General features: G+C 60.5%; 14 protein-coding genes and 1 pseudogene. All 15 read left to right on the forward strand.

Annotated elements, in window-relative coordinates; translation table 11 throughout:
* Positions 1-48 precede the first annotated feature (48 nt).
* Positions 49-669, forward strand: coding sequence for a L,D-transpeptidase (locus AC0L2H_RS24400; protein WP_473592613.1), 621 nt, complete (start codon positions 49-51; stop codon positions 667-669).
* 25 nt (positions 670-694) lie between these two features.
* The gene (locus AC0L2H_RS24405) at positions 695-1021 is read left to right on the forward strand and encodes a hypothetical protein (protein WP_473592615.1); all 327 of its coding nucleotides are present in this window, start codon (positions 695-697) and stop codon (positions 1019-1021) included.
* Between the two features lies 1 nt (position 1022).
* Entirely contained in the window at positions 1023-2318 is a 1296-nt protein-coding gene (locus AC0L2H_RS24410; protein ID WP_473592666.1) for an alpha/beta hydrolase, read from the forward strand.
* Between the two features lie 420 nt (positions 2319-2738).
* The gene (locus tag AC0L2H_RS24415; protein WP_473592616.1) at positions 2739-5168 is read left to right on the forward strand and encodes a sulfatase-like hydrolase/transferase; all 2430 of its coding nucleotides are present in this window, start codon (positions 2739-2741) and stop codon (positions 5166-5168) included.
* Between the two features lie 65 nt (positions 5169-5233).
* Positions 5234-7612: an arylsulfatase gene (locus AC0L2H_RS24420; RefSeq protein WP_473592618.1), complete on the forward strand. Its 2379-nt coding sequence runs from the start codon at positions 5234-5236 to the stop codon at positions 7610-7612.
* Between the two features lie 86 nt (positions 7613-7698).
* Positions 7699-8703 (forward strand): HAD family hydrolase, encoded by a 1005-nt coding sequence (locus AC0L2H_RS24425; RefSeq protein WP_473592619.1) that lies wholly within the window; start codon positions 7699-7701, stop codon positions 8701-8703.
* Between the two features lie 92 nt (positions 8704-8795).
* Positions 8796-9206, forward strand: a complete 411-nt coding sequence (locus AC0L2H_RS24430) for a hypothetical protein (RefSeq protein WP_473592621.1) — start codon at positions 8796-8798, stop codon at positions 9204-9206.
* Positions 9207-9268: 62 nt separating this feature from the next.
* Entirely contained in the window at positions 9269-9712 is a 444-nt protein-coding gene (locus AC0L2H_RS24435; RefSeq protein WP_473592622.1) for a YidH family protein, read from the forward strand.
* A gap of 94 nt (positions 9713-9806) precedes the next feature.
* Positions 9807-9983: a hypothetical protein gene (locus tag AC0L2H_RS24440; RefSeq protein ID WP_473592671.1), complete on the forward strand. Its 177-nt coding sequence runs from the start codon at positions 9807-9809 to the stop codon at positions 9981-9983.
* Between the two features lie 14 nt (positions 9984-9997).
* Positions 9998-11488, forward strand: a pseudogene (locus AC0L2H_RS24445) (arylsulfatase); the annotation flags it as partial.
* A 150-nt stretch (positions 11489-11638) separates the two neighbouring features.
* Positions 11639-12556, forward strand: coding sequence for a formylglycine-generating enzyme family protein (locus AC0L2H_RS24450; RefSeq protein ID WP_473592667.1), 918 nt, complete (start codon positions 11639-11641; stop codon positions 12554-12556).
* Positions 12556-12912: a DUF1622 domain-containing protein gene (locus AC0L2H_RS24455; RefSeq protein ID WP_473592624.1), complete on the forward strand. Its 357-nt coding sequence runs from the start codon at positions 12556-12558 to the stop codon at positions 12910-12912. Before AC0L2H_RS24450 ends, AC0L2H_RS24455 begins: the two co-directional genes overlap by 1 nt.
* Positions 12913-12932: 20 nt before the next feature.
* A complete protein-coding gene (locus AC0L2H_RS24460) occupies positions 12933-14891 on the forward strand; it encodes a mechanosensitive ion channel family protein (protein ID WP_473592625.1) in 1959 nt (652 codons plus the stop codon).
* A 79-nt stretch (positions 14892-14970) separates the two neighbouring features.
* Positions 14971-15369: a hypothetical protein gene (locus AC0L2H_RS24465; RefSeq protein ID WP_473592627.1), complete on the forward strand. Its 399-nt coding sequence runs from the start codon at positions 14971-14973 to the stop codon at positions 15367-15369.
* The gene (locus tag AC0L2H_RS24470) at positions 15366-16538 is read left to right on the forward strand and encodes a hypothetical protein (RefSeq protein ID WP_473592628.1); all 1173 of its coding nucleotides are present in this window, start codon (positions 15366-15368) and stop codon (positions 16536-16538) included. The genes AC0L2H_RS24465 and AC0L2H_RS24470 overlap by 4 nt, the downstream gene beginning before the upstream one ends.
* Positions 16539-16635 lie beyond the last annotated feature (97 nt).

Here is a 16635-nt window from a genome sequence, read left to right on the forward strand (position 1 = left end):
GATCGCGGAGTTTTAGGCCGCCGCCTGGTCATTGGCGCGGTGCTTGTCATGACTGCGATCGGCGCGACATTGGCGTATGCCGCTCAGACGCAAGTCTTCGATCCGCAGACCCATAAATGGGTCGAATACGACAAGAAGAAAGCGCGAAAATACTACGCCGCCCACAAGCAGGTGCCCGAGGCATTTCGCCCGCAGATGGTCAAGTTCCGCACCGCTGAGGTGCCCGGTACGATCATCGTCGATGGCAACAAGCATTTTCTCTATCTTGTGCAGCCCGGTCAGCAAGCGATGCGCTACGGCATTGGCGTCGGCCGGGAAGGGTTTGGGTGGGCCGGTATCGTGCGCGTCGGCCGCATGGCGGAATGGCCTACCTGGACGCCTCCAGCCGAAATGGTCGCCCGTGATCCGAAAGCAGTGAAATTTGCGGCAGGCATGCCGGGCGGCCCCGACAATCCGCTCGGGGCAAGGGCGCTTTATCTCTATGAGGGCGATCAGGACACAATCTACCGAATACACGGCACGCCCGAACCATGGACGATCGGGCTCGACGTGTCATCAGGATGTATCCGGATGAGGAACGACGACATCACCGACCTCGCCTCGCGCGTTAAGGTCGGAGCCAAGGTTATCGTGCTGATGCAGGGGGCGGCCCTTTACAGGGGTGTATGAGGCAGCGTTCGAGGAGGGACCGGCAATGTCGGCAAAACATGCAGTCAGAAGATCGATCGTGGGCGTGGGCCTTGGATTACTCGCGGGGGCCTTGAGCGCGTGCACCAGCACTCCTCCGCCGGCGCCCGATCAGATGTCGAGGACCACGGTTGAGACGGCCCCGGCTGACCTCCAGCTGCTTTGTGCCAACGCTGTTGCCACGGCGAGCGGCGTCGACAGCGCAAAGCTGCTTCCGGTTTCCTCGAGCAAGGTCGACTCCAAGACCTATCAGGTCGAACTCGATGCCGGCGGCAAGAAGACCAACTGCCTGGTGGATACGGACGGCAATGTCAAATCCGTGGAACCAACCTGATATGCGTCGGGTGAATTGGCGGATCGGCTTGTCGGCGAGACGCGCCCTCGTATGCGCCCTGCTGTTCTCAATCGCCGGATGTGCGTCCCGGCCAACCAACGTGCTGCTGCCGGTAGCGGATACCTCTCCTACGTCCAGCAAGGTGGAGGTGTTGGTGGCGACGACCCGCGCTCGTTCTGCCAATCCGGCCGAGATGTATACGGGCGAGCGCGGACTGGCTCCTGCATTTTCAGACATTACGGTGTCTATCCCACCGGCGTCGGTGCGCAAGGTCGGCGAGGTCGCGTGGCCCAAGAAGCTGCCATCGAACCCGGCTAAGGATTTCGCGGTTCTGAAAGCCCAGGAATTATCGGTAGAGGGCGCGAAGGCGTGGTTACATGCCTCGGTGAGAAAGAGCCCGGACCACAGTGTCCTGGTCTTCGTCCACGGCTTCAACAACCGCTTTGAAGACTCGCTTTATCGCTTTGCGCAGATCGCCCACGATACGGGCACCGACAGTGCTCCGATTTTGGTCACATGGCCTTCCCGAGGCAGTACGCTGGCCTATGGCTACGATCGCGAAAGCACCAACTACACGCGAAATGCGCTCGAGACGCTGTTCCAATATCTTGCGCGCGATGGCGAAGTAAAAGAGGTTTCGATACTCGCCCATTCGATGGGCAACTGGCTCGCGCTGGAGGCCTTGCGCCAGATGGCAATCCGCAATGGCGGCCTGCCGGCGAAGTTCAAGAACGTCATGCTGGCAGCACCTGACGTCGATGTCGACGTGTTTCGCACGCAGATTGCCGACATGGGCAAACAGCATCCGCAGTTCACCCTCTTTGTCTCGCAGGACGATCGCGCCCTCAAAGCTTCCCGGCGGGTCTGGGGCAATATCCCGCGGCTCGGATCCATCGATCCTGAGCAGGCTCCCTACAAGGAAGAACTCGCTGGTAACAATGTAACCGTCATCGACCTGACGAAGATCAAATCCGGAGACCGCTTGCATCACGGCAAGTTTGCCTCATCTCCGCAGATCGTGCAGCTGATAGGGCGGCGAATGGCCGGCGGCCAGACGTTGACCGACAACAGGATAGGCTTGGGCGACACGATCGTACAAGCCACGACCGGCGCGGCAGCGGCAGCTGGCAGCGCAGCAGGGCTGGTGATTTCGGCACCCGTTGCGGTGGTCGATCAGAATACGCGCGACAACTATAGCAAGCACGTCGAGTCACTAGCCGGCTCGAACAAGTCAAAACCCGCAGCCGGTATTGCCTGTGACAGTGGCAAGGCGAAGGCGCCTCAATGCAAGCAGTGATGTGCGTCCTTGCGCATGGAACAGCTCGAACAACCGGCGCGGCGTCCCCGGCATCCCTGCTACCACGTCCATGCCGAATGGTCGGACGCCTTCAAAGCTCTGCATGAGGAAGAGCCCAGGCTGCTCTGGCGGACACGTCTGGGTCGACGCGTCGTTGGGGCGGGCTGGTCAAGTGGTTGTTTTCGCGTCGCTGGCGCACGCAGGCCTCGCCGCCGTCGGATCTTCGATATGTATCAACAAGTTCAGGCCATCTGCCCACAGCGCTTACACTTCCCCCCACGTAACTTACGTTCCGCCGCTGTCTCCAAGCAATACTCTGACCCAGCCAAACGGGCACAAACCAGGTGCCACGAAGAAAGTTGCCTGCCACGGCCCGTTAGCCACGACTGCGTTTAGCGCAGGCGATACGGACGGGCAGCGTTGGTCGAACGCTGCCGCCTAATTCGCCGTCAGGGAAGCAGGCATAGGAGGGGAGAACAACTTGTGGGCGACGGGAAAGACATGATCAACCGCGGCATCCTTCCGATACCGGACCCGCAATATGTCGGACTGACAACTTACGATGCGAAGGACCCGGACACTAAATTTCCGCCGATCGAGCAATTACGGCCGCCGAAAGGGGCGCCCAACGTGCTCATCGTGCTTCTCGACGACGTGGGCTTTGCCGCGTCGAGCGCGTTTGGCGGCGTAATCCACACGCCAACCGCCGAACGCCTCGCCAAGAACGGCCTCAAGTTCAACCGCTTCCACACCACGGCGCTCTGCTCGCCGACGCGATCCGCGCTGCTGACGGGCCGCAACCATCACTCGGTGAACATGGGTGGCGTAACCGAGATCGCCACCTCGGCGCCCGGCTACAGCTCGATCTGGCCGAAGGAGAAGGCGCCCATCGCCATGACGCTCAAGCTCAATGGCTATTCGACGGCACAGTTCGGCAAGTGTCATGAAGTGCCGGTGTGGCAGACGAGTCCGATGGGACCGTTCGACCAGTGGCCCACGGGAGGTGGGGGCTTCGAGTATTTCTACGGATTCATCGGCGGCGAGACCAACCAGTGGTACCCGGCGATCTACGAAGGAACCACGCCGATCGAGCCGGAGAAAACGCCCGAGGAAGGCTACCACTTCACCGAGGACATGGCGAACAAGGCGATCAAGTGGGTGCGCCAGCAGAAGGCGCTGATGCCCGACAAGCCGTTCTTCATGTACTTCGCGCCGGGCGCCACCCATGCGCCGCACCACGTGCCGAAAGAGTGGGCCGACAAGTACAAGGGCAAGTTCGACCAGGGCTGGGATAAGCTGCGCGAGGAGATCTTCGCCCGACAGAAGCAGCTCGGAGTCGTCCCGGCGAGTGCCGAACTGACGACGAGGCCGGCAGAAATTGTCGCCTGGGACGAGACGCCGAAGGAGATGCGGCCCATCTTCGCGCGCGAGATGGAAGTGTATGCCGGGTTCCTCGAGCATACCGACCACCACGTCGGGCGCCTGGTCGACGCGCTGAAGGAACTGGAGGTGCTCGGCGACACGCTGATCTACTACATCATCGGCGACAACGGCGCCTCGGCCGAGGGCACGCCGAACGGCTGCTTCAACGAGATGGCTGTCCTGAATGGCATGGGGACCCTCGAAACCACGGAGTTCCTGAGGTCGAAGATCGACGAGTTCGGTGGGCCGAACGCTTACAACCATTATGCAGTAGGCTGGGCGCACGCCATGGACACGCCCTACCAGTGGACCAAGCAGGTCGCCTCACACTGGGGCGGCACGCGCAACGGCACGATCGTGCATTGGCCGAACGGCATCAAGTCGAAAGGCGAAGTCCGCAACCAGTTTCACCACGTGATCGACATTGCGCCCACCATCCTGGAAGTGGCCAAGATTCCCCACCCGACGATCGTCAACAGCGTGCAGCAGGCGCCGGTCGAGGGCGTCAGCATGCTCTACGCATTCAACGACCCCGAAGCGGCGGAGCGGCGCGAAACCCAGTACTTCGAGATGTTCTGCAACCGAGGCATCTACCACAAGGGCTGGACTGCGGTGACGCGACACGGCGTCCCTTGGGTGGGAGCCTACAAGCGCGGCTTCGACGAGGATGTCTGGGAGCTGTACGACACGAACAAGGACTGGACACAGGCGCACGATCTCGCCAGGGAGAACCCTGGGAAACTCGCCGAGCTGCAGCGGCTCTTCCTCATCGAAGCCTGCAAATACCACGCGCTGCCGCTCGATGATCGGACCTTTGAACGGTTCAACCCTGACCTTGCGGGACGCCCTCAGTTGATCAAGGGCAAGTCCCAGATCCTCTTCGGCGGCATGGGCCGGCTTTCCGAGAACTCGGTCGTCTCAACCAAAAACAAATCCTACTCGGTCACCGCTGATGTCGAGGTGCCGAAATCGGGCGCCGAGGGCGTCATCATCGCGCAGGGTGGCAACACGAACGGCTGGAGCCTCTACGCGAAGGGCGGCAAGCTCAAATACTGCTACAACTTCTTCGGCATCAAGCTCACCTTCATCGAGTCGACGCAGTCCATCCCTGCGGGCCACCATCAGCTGCGCGTGGAGTTCAAATACGACGGCGGCGGCCTCGCCAAGGGCGGCGACATCACGCTCTACGTCGATGGCAAGCAGGTGGGTCAGGGCCGTCTCGAGCAGACGGTGCCGATGGTCTACTCGGCCGACGAGACCTGCGACGTAGGCAAGGAAGGCGGCTCGCCGGTGTCGCCGGACTACGGGCCGACAGGCAACGAGTTCAGCGGCGAAGTGAACTGGGTGCAGATCGATCTCGAAAAGGACGATCACGACCACATGATCTCGCCGGAGGAGCGCTTCAAGGTCGCGATGGCGCGACAGTAAGGCAATGCCAGCAGCCCGCAATGGCGACGTTGTTCGCGTTGCGCATGCATCAGAGGAGAACAACCATGAGCAATGAAAACGACAAGGTCAACCGCACCGCCCTGCCGATTCCATCACGGCCGCGAACGGGCCTCATCACCTACGATGCCAAGGATCCAGACACCAAGTTTCCGCCGATCGAGCAGCTGCGTCCGCCCAAGGGCGCGCCCAATGTCATCGTAGTCTTGCTCGATGACGTAGGTTTTGGCGCGACAAGCGCTTTTGGTGGCCCCTGCAACGCACCGAACGCTGACCGCCTCGCGGCGCGCGGCCTGAAATACAATCGCTTTCACACGACCGCGTTGTGCTCGCCGACGCGGCAGGCTCTGCTCACCGGCCGCAACCATCATTCGGTCGGCATGGGCTGCATAACGGAAGCCGCGACCGGCTCTCCGGGCTATTCCTCGGTTCTACCGAACACCATGGCTCCCCTCGCCAAGACCCTGAAGCTGAATGGCTACGCCACTGCCCAATTCGGCAAGTGCCATGAGGTCCCCGTTTGGGAAACGAGCCCGGCCGGCCCGTTCACGGCGTGGCCGACCGGCGGCGGCGGCTTCGAGTATTTCTACGGCTTCATCGGCGGCGAGGCACACCAGTGGTATCCGTCGCTCTACGAAGGCACGACGCCGATCGAGGTGAAGAAGACGCCTGAAGAGGGCTATCACTTCATGGAGGATATGACCGACAAGGCGATCGGGTGGATCGGTCAGCAGAAGGCGCTGATGCCCGACAAACCCTTCTTCATCTATTTTGCGCCCGGCGCCGCGCACGCGCCGCACCATGTGCCGAAGGAGTGGGCCGACAAGTACAAGGGCAAGTTTGACCAGGGCTGGGACAAGGTGCGCGAGGAGACCTATGCGCGGCAGAAGAAGCTGGGCGTCATTCCCAAGGATTGCGAGCTGACCGCTCGGCACGAGCAGATTCCGTCGTGGGACAGCATGGACGAGAAGATGAAGCCCGTGCTGCGCCGTCAGATGGAAGTCTATGCCGGCTTCCTTGAATATGCCGATCATCATGTCGGACGGCTCTTCGACACGCTCGACCGGCTCAAGATCACCGACGACACGCTGATCTACTACATCATCGGTGACAATGGCGCATCGGCGGAAGGCACGTTGATCGGTGCCTACAATGAGATGGCCAACTTCAACGGCCTCGCGGCACTCGAGACGCCGGAATTCCTGATGGAGCGTCTCGACAAGCTGGGTGGGCCGGACTCCTACAACCACTATGCGGTCGGCTGGGCGCACGCGATGAACACGCCCTATCAGTGGACCAAGCAGGTCGCTTCCCACTGGGGCGGCACGCGCAACGGCACGATCGTGAGCTGGCCGAAAGGCATCAAGGCCAAAGGCGAGGTTCGCTCGCAATTCCATCATGTCATTGACGTCGCGCCGACCATTCTCGAGGCGGCGGGCCTGCCACATCCGGTGTCGGTCGAGGGTGTCCTGCAGGCGCCGATCGAGGGCGTCAGCATGGTCTACTCGATGAATAATGCGAAGGCGGCCGAGCGCCGCGAAACTCAATACTTCGAGATGTTCGGCAATCGCGGCATTTATCACAAGGGCTGGACCGCGGTGACGCGGCACAAGACGCCCTGGCTTCTGGTCGGCGATAATATCCCCGCCTTCGACGACGATACCTGGGAGCTCTACGACACGAACAAGGACTGGAGCCAGTCGAAAAACCTCGCGAAGGAGATGCCGGACAAGCTGCACGCCCTGCAGCGGCTCTGGCTGATCGAGGCGACGCGCTACAACGTGCTTCCGCTCGACGATCGCGCCGCAGAGCGCTTCAACTCCGACTTGGCTGGTCGGCCCGTACTGATCCGCGGCAACACGCAGATCCTCTTCGGCGGCATGGGGCGGCTTTCGGAGAACTCTGTGATCAGCATCAAGAACAAGTCGCATTCCGTGACGGCCGAAATCGATGTGCCGGAAGGCGGCGCCGAGGGCGTGATTGTCGCGCAAGGTGGCAATATCGGCGGCTGGGCGTTCTACGCCAAGAATGGCAAGCTGAAATATTGCTACAACCTGATCGGCGTGAAGCATTTCTACGCCGAGTCTTCGAGCAACATTCCGGCAGGATCCCATCAGGTGCGCATGGAGTTCGCCTATGCGGGCGGCGGGCTCGGCAAGGGCGGTGTGGCCACACTCTTCGTCGACGGCAAGAAGGTCGGGGAAGGCAAAGTCGAAGCCACCGCCCCGATGGTGTTCTCGGCAGATGACGGCCTCGACGTGGGCTGTGATACCGGTGCTTCGGTATCGCCTGACTACGGTCCACACGGCAACGAATTCAACGGCAGTGTCAGGGGCGTGCAACTCGCAATCGCCGAGGGTGCGGAGACCGCAGACCACATGGTCTCGCCTGAAGAGGCTCTCCGCGTCGCGATGGCTCGGCAGTGATGCGGCGCTGAAGAAAACGCCAAGTTCATTCAAAGGTCGCGCCCGTCCCGATGGCGGGCGTGACTCCAGCGAACGAAGAACGTGCAATGAAAATCAAAGACGGCCTTATGACTGCGGTGTTCGCTGGCACTCTGGCTGCCGCCACCAATGCACACGCTGCCGATGCACTTCCATCCTGGAACGAAGGTCAAGCCAAGCAGTCCGTCGTCGCGTTCGTCGAGCGGGTGACAGCGCAAGGCTCTCCCGATTTCGTGCCCGAGTCCGAACGCGTCGCGACATTCGATAATGACGGCACGCTCTGGTCCGAGCAGCCGGCATACTTCCAGCTTGCTTTTGCACTCGATCGCGTGAGGGCGTTGGCGCCACGGCGTCCCGAGTGGAAGGACAAGGAACCCTTCTCTTCTCTGCTCAGGGGCGACCTCAAAGTTGCGCTCGCCGGAGGCAAGCCGGCAGTTTTTGAGATCATCGTCGCGACCCATGCGGGGATGACATCCGAGGAATTTGCGGGTGTTGTCCATACCTGGATCGCCACCGCGAAGCATCCGAAGACCGGCCGCTTGTACAGCGAAATGGTCTATCAGCCGATGCTCGAACTGCTCGCTTATTTCCGCGCCAATGGCTTCAAGACCTTCATCGTCTCCGGCGGTGGCATCGAGTTCATGCGGGTCTTCGCCGAAGAAGTCTACGGCATCCCGCCGGAGCAGGTGATCGGCAGCAGCGGCAGGCTGAAATTCGAGATCCGGGATGGCAAGCCGGTTCTCGTCAAGCTGCCTGAGGTCGACTTCATCGACGACAAGGCCGGCAAGCCGGTCGCCATCCAGAAGCATATCGGCCGCCGGCCGATCGCGGCATTCGGCAATTCCGACGGCGATCTGCAGATGCTGCAATGGACGACGGCCGCGTCTGGGGCGCGCTTCGGACTGATCGTTCATCACACCGATGCGGAACGCGAATGGGCCTATGACCGGCAATCGTCCATCGGCCGTCTCGACAAGGCGCTTGATGAAGCCGAGGCGAACGGCTGGACCGTCGTGAACATGAAGGACGACTGGAACACCATTTTCCCGAGCCCTCACAAGGCCCAGCCATGAGCGACATCACCGACGTCAGAGTATCTGATGAAGCATCGGAGAGGCGCAGAGCCGGAACTAGGCTACCGTTTCCGCACGAGGAATGAACAGGGATGGCAATCGAAGACATTCTGCAACGTTTTTGGGAAGACCTCGTCGCAAGGCCTAGTGGGCCGTTGGCGCTCAGGTTCGTCCTTCAGCCTGCAATGGCGACCCTTTTTGCGATACGCGACGGCATCAAGGACGCGCGCGAAGGGCGATCGCCGTATTTCTGGACGGTCCTGTCCAAGCCTGACGAACGCCGCCAGCGGCTGAGCGAAGGCGTGAGGTCGACAGGCAAGATCATGGTGCTCGCGCTGATCCTGGACGCGGCCTATCAGATTATCGAACTCGGCACCTTCTATCCCTTTGAAGCCGTGGCCGTCGCGATTGTCCTCGCCTTCGTTCCCTATCTCCTGATCCGAGGCCCGGCGGCGCGCATCGCGCGCTGGTGGAGCGGACGCGTTGAGGACCGCCGATCGTGACTGACCGAAAAGACTCATCTGGGGAAGGGCGAACGAGCCAATCGATAGAGAAAGGTACCAAAATGGCGAGCCAGCCGGTGGAAGATAATCAAGCGAGGTTCGCGGTCCATGTCACTGCGGAAAGCCATTTCTCCTGGCTGCGTACGCGTCTCAGTGTCGAGCGCACGATGATGGCATGGATTCGCACGTCGATTGCTTGCATCGGCTTCGGCTTCACGATCGTTCAGTTCTTCGATCGCCTTGATTCCATGCAGGGAGTCGCCGAGGCGCTTCGCCCTCAGGCCCCACGCTACATCGGGCTCGCCCTCATAGCCGCGGGGATATTGGCACTGGCGATCTCACTCATCCAGTATCGCTGGGGCGTCCGCTATCTGTGGAGCGCACCGTATCGCCCCATCGCAGGGGCTCAGGTCCACGAAATGCGAACGCCGATCCTCGCATTGGCGGTCATATTGATGCTTACCGGGCTGCTTGCCTTTGGCGTGGTGCTCTTCCGCGTAGCCTAGTCCGTCAAGGAGCTAAAAGGATGAACTCCATCGGCACGAAATTCGACTCAGCATCGCGGACGGCAGCGGTTGCGACAATACCGAGGGAACTTCCATGAGCGGGTCTGTTGGCCTCGGCAGCGACCGGGACTCCGCGCCGGCGCCTTTTGAAAACATGGTTTGGGTTCCCGGTGGCAATTTCCAGATGGGGCCGGACCACCATGCCAGCGCCTACCACCAGGGCATGAAGGCAAGGATGGCGCGGCATCCGAGTGGCAACACGAAAACGTAAGAAAACATAGGGAGGAGACGAAAATGGCAGACAAGAAACCCAACATTCTTATCATCTGGGGCGACGACATCGGCCAGTTCAATGTCAGCGCCTACAACCAGGGCATGATGGGCTACAAGACGCCCAACATCGACAGCATCGCCAAGGAGGGAGCGCTGTTCACCGACTGGTATGGGCAGCAGAGCTGCACCGCAGGTCGTGCGGCATTTATCACCGGGCAGTCGCCCATCCGCTCCGGTCTCACCAAGGTCGGCCTGCCGGGAGCGCCTGAGGGCATGAAGAAGGAAGATCCGACGATCGCCGGCCTGCTCAAGAACCACGGCTACATGACCGGGCAGTTCGGCAAGAATCACCTCGGCGACCGTGACGAGATGTTGCCTTCGAACCACGGCTTCGACGAGTTCTTCGGCAACCTCTACCACCTGAACGCAGAGGAAGAGCCGGAAAACCCCGACTATCCGAAGGAAGCGGAGTTTCCGAATTTCAAGAAGAACTTTGGTCCGCGCGGCGTCATTCACAGCTTCGCTGACGGCCGCCTCACAGACACCGGTCCGCTGACCAAGAAACGCATGGAGACCTTCGACGAAGAGGTCTCCGCCAAGGCGATCGACTTTATGGAGCGTGCAAAAAAAGCGGACAAGCCGTTCTTCCTTTGGTGGAATTCCACCAAGATGCATATCTTCACGCATCTCAAGAAGGAGGTGCAGGGAAGGACGGGACTTGGCATCTATGCCGATGGCATGGTCGAGCACGACCGCCAGGTTGGCGAGATGCTGGCCAAGCTCAAGGAACTCGGTCTCGATGAGAACACCATGGTAATGTACTCTACCGACAACGGCTCGGAGTCCTTCTCCTGGCCCGACGGTGGCACGACGATGTTCCGGGGTGAAAAGAACACCAATTGGGAAGGCGGCTATCGGGTGCCCTGTGCCATTCGCTGGCCCGGCGTGATCAAACCCGGCACGGTCATCAACGATATCGGATCGCATGAGGACATGCTCACGACGATCCTGGCCGCGGCTGGAGAGCCTGACATCAAGGAGAAGCTCCTGAAAGGTCACAAGGCCATGGGCCGGGACTACAAGGTCCACCTCGACGGCTACGACCTCACGACCGCATTGAAGGGCGAGGCCAAATGGCCACGCCAGGAGTTCATCTATTGGACCGATGACGGCAGCGTCGCCGCCCTGCGTTACGGCAACTGGAAGGTTACCTTCCTGCGGCAAGACGCACACGGCCTGCATGTTTGGCAGGAGCCCTTCGTGGCGCTGCGTGCACCGATGTTGACCAATCTACGGATGGACCCGTTTGAGCTCGCGCATCAGATCGGCATGGACTATGGCCGCTGGTTCGCCGAGCACATGTTTATGATCGCACCCGCGGGCGCCTTCGTGGGACGATGGCTGCAGAGTTTCCGCGAGTTCCCGCCGCGCCAGAAGCCAGGAAGCTTCAACCTCGATCATGTGATGGAGGCAGTGACCGCTACGGGCGGAGGCGGACACTAGCGCCGTTGGCCGGGCGGCGGGCATCCCGCCTCCCGGCGCCGCCTATGATCGCCTTCGGTAATTGGGACGGTACAAAAAGGTGCTCTGTTGAATGACTCTGTTGATCTGACCACGCTCGATCGGAATAACGGCGTGCCGCCTTTCGAAGGCATGGTGTGGATTCCTGGCGGCACGTTCCTCATGGGCTCGGACGAGCATTACCCGGAAGAGGCGCCGGCTCACCGTGTCAAGGTGAACGGCTTCTGGATGGACTGCCACACGGTAACCAATCGCGAATTCGAACGTTTCGTAGCAGAGACCGGCTATGTGACGCTGGCCGAACGCCCGGCAGATCCCGCGGACTACCCCGGAGCGATACCAGAACTTCTGGTGCCGTCCTCCTCCATGTTCAAGAAGCCGGCTCAGAAGGTCGATATCCGGAACTCCTACAACTGGTGGGTCTATGTAGGCGGCGCCAATTGGCGCCATCCGCGCGGCCCGGCGAGTTCCATCAAGAAGCTGGGCGACCACCCGGTGGTCCATGTCGCGTTCGAGGATGCCGAAGCCTATGCGAAATGGGCGGGCAAGGAATTGCCGACTGAAGCCGAGTGGGAGTTCGCAGCCCGCGGTGGACTCGACGGCGCCGAATTTGTCTGGGGCGATGAACTGACGCCAGGCGGCAAGCATCTGGCCAATACCTGGCAAGGCGAGTTTCCCTACGAAAATAGCAACGAGGATGGCTACGAGTGGACGGCTCCGGTCGGTTCGTTCCCGGCCAACGGCTTCGGGCTCCACGATATGGCGGGCAATGTCTGGCAGTGGACCAAGGATTGGTATCAGGAGCACTCGTGGATCGACAGCCCGTGCTGTACGATCGACAATCCGCGGGGCGGCCAGCGCGAAGCTAGTTTTGACCCTCATACCCCTGAGATCATGATCCCGCGCAAGGTAACCAAAGGCGGCTCTTATCTATGCGCGCCCAATTACTGTCGGCGATATCGGCCTGCAGCGCGCATGTCGCAGCCGGTTGATACATCGACCTGCCATCTCGGCTTGCGCTGCATCGTTCGTTCACTCGTGAGGGAGTGATGCAAGAGGGCTTCGCCGTCATCACCGGGTATGCCGTCCTGCTTATCGATGCAATCGCCCTCATTGCAATCGTGTACGGAACAATCGAGGCATTCGTCTGCGCCATTCGCGCCGTGTTTTTCCCTTCGACGCGCACGCAGGGACGCGTCGTCTGGCTTCGCTATGCACGTTGGCTGGTGGCGGGCCTGACTTTCCAGCTTGCGGCCGACATCATCCAGACCTCGATCAACCCAAGTTGGGACGAGATTGGACGCCTGGCGTCGATTGCGGTGATCCGAACGTTCCTCAACTATTTCCTTGAGCGGGACATGTCGGAGGTCCGCGAAGATCTAGGCGCTCGAGAGAAGACATCTTAACATAAAATAGGACGAGCAACGTGAGCGACAATCCAACGGCGGGCGCGGACGTCACTTCACTCACCACGGCACTGGAGGAAGTTTCAGGACGCTTCGCGGAGGGCGTGCATGCGCGCTACCTGGCTTGGTTGCAAACGCCTGCCGAGTTCGAGAGCCTGCGGACCTCGCTGGCTGCCGCGTCGACATCGTTTATTGGCCTTTGCTTACAAATCATTCTGGTTTCAGGGATCGTCGCCGGCACATTCGTACTGATAAGCCGGCAGGCGAAGCCGGAGAGTGCCGACGGCAGCAGATGGCGCCGCTTTCTATACCGTTCGGCCGCGGCTGTCGCGGCTTTGGCGGCCGGCCTGCTCGTCGCGCAGCTGCTCGCCGGCCCGGGCCTGCCCCTGCGGACGTTGCGGCTCTGGACAGCCTTGACCGTCGCGGCATGCATCATGATCTTCGCCGTGCAGGCCGTCATCCTCGCAAAAGTCCGCCCTGAATTTCGCGACCGTCCAATCCATCTCGTTGCCCAGGCGAGGGATCTGACGTTCGCGCTCATATGGGCGCTTGGCGGCCTTTCGGTGGTTGCGACACTGCGAATGTGGAGCGCGGGACCAGGCATAACGGATTTGATTGGAACGTCTCTGGTGACCATCCCGACCCTGGTCCTGCTGATCAGGGCGGTTTGGCGCAATCGGCGAACCATGGCTGGATCGGTAGCGGGCCATCGCCCCAGAGGCCGGTGGCGGGCGGGATTCGCGCGCGTATGGCCTGCAATCGTGATTGGCATTCTGCTTTTCATCGCGGCTAACGCCCAGATCGCGCGTACTTTAGGTGTAGCGCTTCCAGGTTTGGCGGTGCTGTCGAGCGCACTGATGGTTGTTGCCATTCCGCATCTGGACGCAATCGTTTGGGCTTGGGCCCAGCGCGGCTTGGAATCCCGCAGCACCTCGACCGCTGCCGTGGCTTCGCGCCAGACCGCCAGATTGGCGCTGGTGATCGTGGTGGTTGCTTTGCTTGGGACGATATGGGCGACGCCTTTGGCGGTCGGCCTCGGCATCGATCTCAGATCGGTCGCCCGCGAGGCTTTTGGAGTCGCGTTGATCGCGCTGATGGCCGCTTTCCTGTGGAATCTCATCTCGACGGCGATCGACCGGATTTCGCGTATTGACGGCCTGCCCAATCCAAGCGACCTACCCAGTCCAAACATGCCGCGCTCGAGGCTTGGAACACTGGTTCCTCTGTTGGGGGCGATCGGCAAGTCGAGCGTTCTCGTCATGGCTTCGCTCTCGATCCTGGTTTCAATTGGCGTCAACGTATGGCCATTGATCACAGGACTCAGTGTCTTTGGGCTGGCGATCGGATTTGGCTCCCAGACCTTGGTCAAGGATATCGTTTCCGGCCTGTTTTTCCTGGTCGACGATGCGTTTCGGGCTGGAGAATACATCGAAACAACTGGTGCCAAGGGTACTGTGGAGAAAATCTCCGTTCGATCCATGACGCTGCGCGGCACCCGAGGCTCCCTGGCGACAGTTCCCTATGGTCAGATGGGCAAAATCGAGAACTTCAGCCGTGACTGGGTTACCGACAAATTCAACATCACCGTTGGCTATGACACCGATATCGACTTCGCTCGCAAGCTGATCAAGCGAGTCGGCCTCGAACTGGCGGAAGATCCGGAGTTCAAGCCTTGGGTGATCGAGCCAATCAAGATGCAGGGCGTACAGGAGTTCGGCGAGTACGGCATCGTATTGAGGGTCAAGGCCACAACCCGACCCGGAGGCGCCTTCGCTATGAAACGCCAATTCTATGTACGCATCCGCCAAGTCTTCAAGGAGCAGGGCGTCGAACTCCCATTTCCGACCGTCCATGTCCAGGGGCTGCAGAACCCGCATGAGGCAGAGAATGCGCCGTTGGAGATCACACCCGAACTGAAACTGGCCGTCGCGCAGGCGCACACCAATCGGCGCAGAAGAAAGGCCAGCACAACGGAGTAGGAAAGCTGTGACATCTGCCGGTAGCCTTGCGCCGGATCGGCGAACTCTATGAGTTTCGAGCTGAAATAGGAGCGACGGAGTGAATATGTCAGCGACCGTGCTGCTGCGCGTTGAAGCGGCGATAGAGGGCATTACCAGTATGGCCCTTATCGTTGTCCCCGGCATCGTCGCCTGGTTGCTCTTTGGCGTGGAACTTCCGGCAATAGCCACAGTCGTGGCGCGGGTGGCAGGGGTCACGCTATTGGCGCTGAGCTTTGGTTGCTGGCTTGCGGGGCGAGGTTCCGGCACTGTCCCGATGTTTGCTGCGATGCTGCTCTACAACGTTCTCGTGGCAGTCTACTTCGCATTCCTGGGCCTTCAGGGTGAGTTCGCAGGGCTGCTCCTGTGGCCAGCGGCCGCGATTCATGTCGTCGTGACCGTGCTCCTCGGTGTTGCGTGGTCGCGGTCCCGACTGTCTAGCTCCAGGCCGCAAACATGATTGAAACTCAGCACGCAAGCGACGCAATATTTGAGAATGGTCCGCCTGTACGTATTCAGCGTCGTCTCGGGTTAGTGAAGGGCAGCCATCTCAACGTTGGCCGCCGCGCACTGATAGTTGGATTGATAGGATGGCTACCTCTTCTCGTTTTGGCAGGCCTTCAAAGTGCTGTGCATTCCGGTGGAATTACGTCGCTGCTTTGGGATGTGGCTGTGCATGCACGGTACCTGATCACCGCGCCACTCCTCGTTTTGGCTGAAGCACAGTGCGCGCCAAGGCTCAATGCCATCGTGCGCCACTTTGCGGATGCCGGGCTTGTCACCGACAAGGACCGTGGATCTTATGACACCGCCCTTGCATCTACCCGCGTGCTTCTCAATTCGAACGCCGCAGAGATCGTAGTAATCGCTCTTGCCTATCTCGTTGTCTTTGCGGTGGCCTTTTCGCTGCCGTTCGATCAGTTTGCGGTCTGGCACAAGACTGCCAACCCCGTGCCTACCTTCTCGCTGGCAGGCTGGTGGCACGTGCTGGTTAGCCTCCCTCTGCTCCTCATTTTGCTCTTTGGCTGGGCGTGGAGGCTTGCTCTGTGGGCGCGCTTCCTGTGGCGGATCGCCAGGACCGAGCTTCGGCTCTTGGCATCCCATCCGGATGGTGCGGCCGGCCTGGCCGTGCTCGGATATTCGTTGCGGGCATTTTCCCCAATCGCGATGGCCCTTGCTGCGATCGTCGCCGGGCGTTCAGCGCAGATTGTCTTGGTCGACGGCGTGATGCCGAGAGACACGTTGATTTTTAGCGCAAGCCTATTGGTGGCTGTCGGCGCCTTGTTTGCCGCGCCTTTGTTCCTTTTTACGCCGATCTTGATGAAGACGTTGCAGAACGGTTCGTTCGAATACGGAGCGCTTGCCAACAGGGTTGGCGCTGCCTTCGAAGAGAAATGGATTGGGCGCGGTCGACTTGTGGACAATTCCGCGCTGGAAAGGCCAGACTTCTCGGCGACTACTGATTTGTACGCGATCGTCGCCAATGTCTATTCGCTGCGGCTGGTCCCGATCGACCTCAAAAGCGTTGTCGCCCTCGGTGTCGCTTTGCTGCTTCCATTCGTCCCGGTCGTGTTTTTGGTACTGCCCGCTGAACAAATCCTCGCAGATCTAAAAGGGCTGCTTTTCTAGACGAGGTGAGGGAAACGCGTCTCGGTGTTCGCGCTGACCGTCGGCGACACCCTGCTGAACCTATGGCGCATGAATTTCCAAGGCGGTGAATAAAATT

The sequence above is a fragment of the Mesorhizobium sp. WSM4871 genome (assembly GCF_055811295.1).